This window comes from Mesorhizobium sp. FG116, from assembly GCF_057809835.1.
The window spans coordinates 1-5,371 of sequence record NZ_JBMDKS010000064.1; the positions used below are offsets into that span (position 1 = coordinate 1).

The 5,371-nt window shown below is 56.5% G+C and carries 6 protein-coding genes; 3 read left to right on the forward strand and 3 right to left on the reverse strand.

Features of this window, described 5'->3' with window-relative positions:
• Window positions 1–1,056, forward strand: a 1,056-nt coding sequence (locus tag ACODTY_RS23095) for a molybdopterin dinucleotide binding domain-containing protein (protein WP_488996516.1), incomplete at its 5' end; no start/stop codon positions are given.
• The gene (locus ACODTY_RS23100) at window positions 1,053–1,412 is read left to right on the forward strand and encodes a hypothetical protein (protein ID WP_488996517.1); all 360 of its coding nucleotides are present in this window, start codon (window positions 1,053–1,055) and stop codon (window positions 1,410–1,412) included. The genes ACODTY_RS23095 and ACODTY_RS23100, both read left to right, overlap by 4 nt.
• A gap of 40 nt (window positions 1,413–1,452) precedes the next feature.
• Here ACODTY_RS23100 and ACODTY_RS23105 read toward each other — a convergent pair whose 3' ends face one another.
• The 3 genes from ACODTY_RS23105 to ACODTY_RS23115 form a co-directional block, all read right to left on the reverse strand.
• On the reverse strand, window positions 1,453–2,529 hold the full coding sequence (locus ACODTY_RS23105; RefSeq protein WP_488996518.1) for a substrate-binding domain-containing protein: 1,077 nt from the start codon (window positions 2,527–2,529) through the stop codon (window positions 1,453–1,455).
• Window positions 2,530–2,724: 195 nt separating this feature from the next.
• Complete coding sequence (locus tag ACODTY_RS23110) at window positions 2,725–2,847, reverse strand: MFS transporter small subunit (protein WP_488996519.1); 123 nt, start codon at window positions 2,845–2,847, stop codon at window positions 2,725–2,727.
• Window positions 2,848–2,862: 15 nt separating this feature from the next.
• Entirely contained in the window at window positions 2,863–4,302 is a 1,440-nt protein-coding gene (locus tag ACODTY_RS23115) for an L-lactate MFS transporter (RefSeq protein ID WP_488996520.1), read from the reverse strand.
• A gap of 549 nt (window positions 4,303–4,851) precedes the next feature.
• On the opposite strand from ACODTY_RS23115, the gene ACODTY_RS23120 reads away from it, so the two are divergent.
• Window positions 4,852–5,371, forward strand: a 520-nt coding sequence (locus ACODTY_RS23120; protein WP_488996521.1) for an aldehyde dehydrogenase family protein, incomplete at its 3' end; no start/stop codon positions are given.

The window sequence follows — 5,371 nt, forward strand, 5'->3', positions numbered from 1 at the left end:
CGTTTGGACGAAAATCACCCCTTGAACAGGGTCCTAATTCCACGAAAAAACACAGAGTTGGGGTTTGAGGTCCCGCGTGAGGATGGCCACAACGTGCTTAGCGCCATCGGCGCGATGCTGGATGGCTCGGCGCAGGCATTCATCGGGCTGGGCGGTAATTTTGCGCGCGCTACGCCGGACAGCGCTCTGGTGTCGAAGGCGCTCTCGCGCCAGCGGCTGACGGTCCACATCGCGACCAAGCCCAACCATTCGCACCTGATGCCGGGCGAGACCAGTTTCATCCTGCCGTGCCTCGGCCGAACCGAGATCGACCTCAATTCGAAGGGCCAGTCACAGATTGTCAGCGTCGAGGACTCGATGAGCATGGTCCATGGTTCTGGCGGCATCAATCGCCCCGCATCACGCCACTTGATGTCCGAAGTGGCGATCATTGCCGGCATGGCTGCGGCGACTGTCGGCAACGGCGTCGTCGACTGGGATGCGCTTGCCGACGACTACGACCGCATCCGCGATCTCATCGAAAAAACCATTCCGGGTTTCGAAGACTACAATCAACGCCTTCGCAAGCCGCGCGGCTTCCATCTGCGCAACAGTGCAGCGCATAGGGAATGGAATACTCCGGCGGGCAAGGCCACCTTTGCAAGCGGTCCCTTGCCGGAAGAAACGGTGCACCAGAAGGCGCGCAAGGACGGGGCTCGTTTCGCTTTGCAGACATTTCGTTCGCACGATCAGTACAACACAACCGTATATGGCCTCGACGATCGCTATCGCGGCGTCTACGGCGAACGCCAGGTGATCTTCATCAATCCCGCCGACCTGCGCGATTTCGGCGCTGAAGCCGGTGAACGGGTCGATGTCGTTGGCGAGTACAATGACGGCATAGATCGCATAGCCCCGTCCTTCCGCTTTGTCCCATATGATATCCCGCGCGGCAGTGTCGCCGGCTACTATCCGGAGCTGAACGTGCTTGTGCCGTTGGGTAGCTTCGGCGAAGGAAGCGATACGCCAACTTCCAAGTCCATCATGGTGTCGTTCCGCAAGCTTGAAGCGGCATGAGCGCAAGCGAGCCCGACCCCGAGGCATTCCTGACCGCCGTCGACAAGCTGACGATTTGCGATGGCGGGCTGACGCGCCTGCAAGCTGGTTTGCTGGCTGCCACGCAGTTGGACATTGCTCATGACAGCCGCAGCTTTGCTCGCCTGCTGGGTGTGCCGCATGCGCTTGTGCTGCGCGTTCTGGCAGAGCTTGCCGAGCGGGAAGGCCTGATACGGGTCACCAAGCGAGATGCACGGACGATGCGCAACCACTATGCGCTTGGTGAAGAGGGTGAGTGCCTGTGCGCACTTTCCGGGAAACTGGAAATCCTGCAGACGAGAAATGGGCCGCTTGCAGGACAATTGTCGGGCCGCTGATCACACGGCAGATATCTCATCGCAGAGCCAGGTCCTGACCCTACCGGTTCTCGTTGAAGAACTTCTTGACCGTCTTGACGACACCTGCGTCTGATACGGCGTAGCCGGCCAGCGAGTTGACGGCCCGCCGGTATTCGGGGCTGCTTATAACTTCACGGAGCTTTTCCACCGGCCTTGAATTGAGAATGCCCGAGCGGCAGATGAAGAAATAGTCTTCCCTGATAATATGAACGAAGTCGAGATCGTACTCGATTGCCGGAGCCTCGACGCCGAAGCCCGTATCGGCCATACCGCGCGCAACATGAGCTGCAACCGCGGCATGTGTCTGCTCCACCACCTGGCTGCCGGTGATGTCGTCGCTGTTTATCTTGTGTTGTGCCAGGAGCTGCTCGAACAGCAAGCGCGTGCCCGAGCCGACGTCCCTGTTGACGAACGCAATTTTGGAATCGCGAAGCTGGCTCAGGTCGGTGACGCCAAGAGGGTTGCCGCGCTTCACGTAAAGACCCATCTCGCGGGTGACGAAACCGATGACGGAGTAGACGCTAGGGTCGAGCCACTTCTTGAGTGCGGCGACGGACCTGCTTCTAAGCTCTCCGTGCGGCAGGTGAATTGCCGCAAGCTCGCATTCCTGCGCCCGTAGCGAATCCAGCGAAGCCTGGTTCGTCATGTAGCGCAGGTCGATATTGGAATCGGGAATCTTCGCGAGGAAATCGCTCAGCTTTGAAATCGCGAAGCCATGGCTGGCATGAATCCTGATCCGTGGCGGCAGATCGGGCAGCAGGCTGGCGAGTTCCATCTCCAATTCTTGGGCGATGTTGTGCAGTTGCGGGCCGAGCCGCGCCTTCAAATGCTGGTCGGCCCAAACCAGCTTGTTTCCCAGAGCGGTAAGGCTTGAACCTTTGCCGCGCTTGCGTTCAACAAGGGGCTCGCCGAAGAAAGACGCCCATTGGTCAACGAGATTCCACGCATGCCGAAACGACATGCCGGAGTGTTCAGCAGCGGTGGCTATGGTTCCCGAGACTTTTACTTCGTGCAGAAAGCCCAACAGAACCCGCATCGAATGCGGTGACGTCTCGTTGGTAAAATGCCAAGTGGCCTCGATATTGATGCGCACCATCAGCCGTTGCCTCCAAGGTAGCGGTTCGTAGGTCGAGGCTTACGCGATAGAGCACGGGGCAATAGAACCCGATATCGAACAGGAAATCCAGTTCGCATTTAGGCTAAGGTTATAGCCTGGTGCCGGCGAGGTTTCCCTGCGGGCAGATTTCCAGACGGCCCGCCGGAAAGAGCGGGCCGCCCAGTACCATTTCAACTACTGAAACAACTTCATCGCGTTGAGGAGCGTTTGGAAGATGCCCATCAGCAGCGGGATGCCAACGAAAACCCAGGCTGCCGCTACTTTCCAGGCAGGTGTGCGTACGATTGTGTCACTCATTGGATTTGTCCTCCCTCATTCAGCCGGGGCTGCCACTTCTAAGCCGCTCGATTCTTCGGCTTTGAGATGGTAGCGCTTGTCGACTGCCTTGATCAGCAAGTTGCAGACGAAGCCAAGCGCAAGCAGTCCGGCCATGATGTACATGGTCACGTTGTAGGCCTGGGCCTGAGCAATGCCGTGGTTGATGTTGTATTCGCGGATGTAATTGATCAGAACCGGTCCGAAGATGCCTGCGGCCGACCATGCAGTCAGGACGAAGCCATGGATGGCGCCGACATATCTGACGCCGAACAAGTCCTTCAGGTATGCCGGCACCGTGGAGAATCCGCCGCCATACATGCTGACGATAATCAGGAAGCAGAATACGAACAGCGGCACATTGCCGACGCCAGCAGCAAACGGCACGGTGATGTACAGGCAGATGCCGAGAATGAAGAACGTAAAGTAGGTGTTCTTGCGGCCGATGAAGTCGGAAACCGTCGCCCAGCAAAAACGTCCGCCCATGTTAAAGATACTCATGAGGCCGACGAGGCCAGCCGCCGCAACCGGCGTGATGACACCGGGGAACATTTCCTGGCTCATGGCTGATGCCTGACCAAGCACACCGATGCCGGCGGTGGTGTTGGCGCAAAGCACGATCCAGACGAGCCAGAACTGCGGTGTCTTGATGGCGTCGTAGACGTGAACGCTGTTGGTCGTGATCAGCTTCTTCGGCTGTGCCGGAGCCACGTAGCCATCAGGCTTCCAGTCCTTGGCCGGAACCCGCACCAAAGTTGCGCCGACCATCATGAACAGGAAGTAGACGCAGCCCAGGGTGATGAAAGTATTGAGAACACCAACGTCGGTAGCCGTGGCAAATCTCGCCATCAGCCAGACGGAAAGTGGAGAAGCAATCATCGCTCCGCCGCCAAACCCCATGATGGCCATGCCGGTTGCCATGCCCGGACGGTCGGGGAACCATTTGATTAGTGTCGAAACTGGAGAAATATATCCAATGCCGAGCGCGCAGCCCCCAAGGAATCCATAGCCGAAGTATATCAGCCAGATGTTGTGAAATTTCACGCCGAGAGCTGAGACAAAGAATCCGCTCGCCCACAAGACACCTGCCGTAAACATCGCCTTGCGAGGGCCGCCTTCTTCGACCCAGCGGCCGAATATCGCGGCGGACAATCCCAGGAACACCATGGCGATGGAAAAAATCCATCCCAGTTCGGTCAGCTTCCAGTCTCCGGCCGCCGATTCAGTTATTCCCTGAAGCTTGGTCATCGGAAGATTGAAAACACTGAATGCATAGGCTTGCCCGATGCATAGATGAACGCAAAGCGCTGCTGGCGGAACGAGCCAACGATTGTAACCAGGCCTCGCGACGGTTCTGGTTCTATCCAGAATTGGTATGATAGATTTCGAGAATTGCTCAGCAGAATCTAATCTTGCCACCTTCTCCTCCTTCTCCACTATTTATCGTTTTGTTTGTGTTTTTATACGCATTGCCTTGGGTGTAATTTTCCTCAGGAAATGCGCTATTCAACGAAAGCTGGTGCTGGATTTTTTCGAAACAGCTCCCTGTCCGCCTCCCTCCTCAGGCGGCCATGTCCAAATGCATGGTTGTTGATCCTTACAAGCAGGTAATGAAGTCGAATTCGATCAAATATTACCCGCAAATATTCGCGCCATTGTTTCTACGATATTGCGCGTGCGCGGGAATCTATACAAATCGAATTACCTCCTCCCATAAAGGCATGTCGGTCAAATGCCTTCGGTATTCATGGATTTATTATTTCTTTTGCCATGCACCCTAGCCAACACGCTAGGCTTGGAGTCGCATAAATGCAATATGAATTTTTTTCATATATTACATGATCTTGTATCTATGTAATTTTTTCTAGCTACCTCATAAATTGTGAATAATATTTCATGTTGACGACATGAAAATCTTCTATCTAATCATTTAGTATAACAAGAATAATACTGCCTGATAACAGAGATAAAGGTGGGAGATCAACAATGAATGACATGACTGCATTGGCGATGCAGGATCTGCTGATCGACGGTCGCCGCGTGAAGCCGCTGTCGGGACGCTATTTCACCACCGTCAACCCTGCCACGGAGCAGGTGATCGCGCAGGTCGCCGAGGCCGGCGTCGAGGATGTCGATGTCGCGGTGCGCTCGGCCCGCAAGGCGCTGGACGGCGAGTGGGGCCACATGAAGGCCAGCGACCGCGGCCGGCTTTTGCTGAAGCTTGCCGACCTCATCAAGCGCGATGAGGAAGAGCTGGTCATGCTGGAGAGCCTGGATTCGGGCAAGCCGGTCTCGGCCATCCGCCGCCAGGACCTTCCGGCGGTGATCGACACGCTGGTGTACTATGCCGGCATGGCCGACAAGATCAACGGCCAGGTGATCCCGGCCCGCCCCGATGCGCTGACCTATACGGTGCGCGAACCGGTCGGCGTCGTCGGCGTGATCATTCCATGGAACTTCCCGCTGATGATCGGCATGTGGAAGATGGCCCCGGCACTTGCCTGCG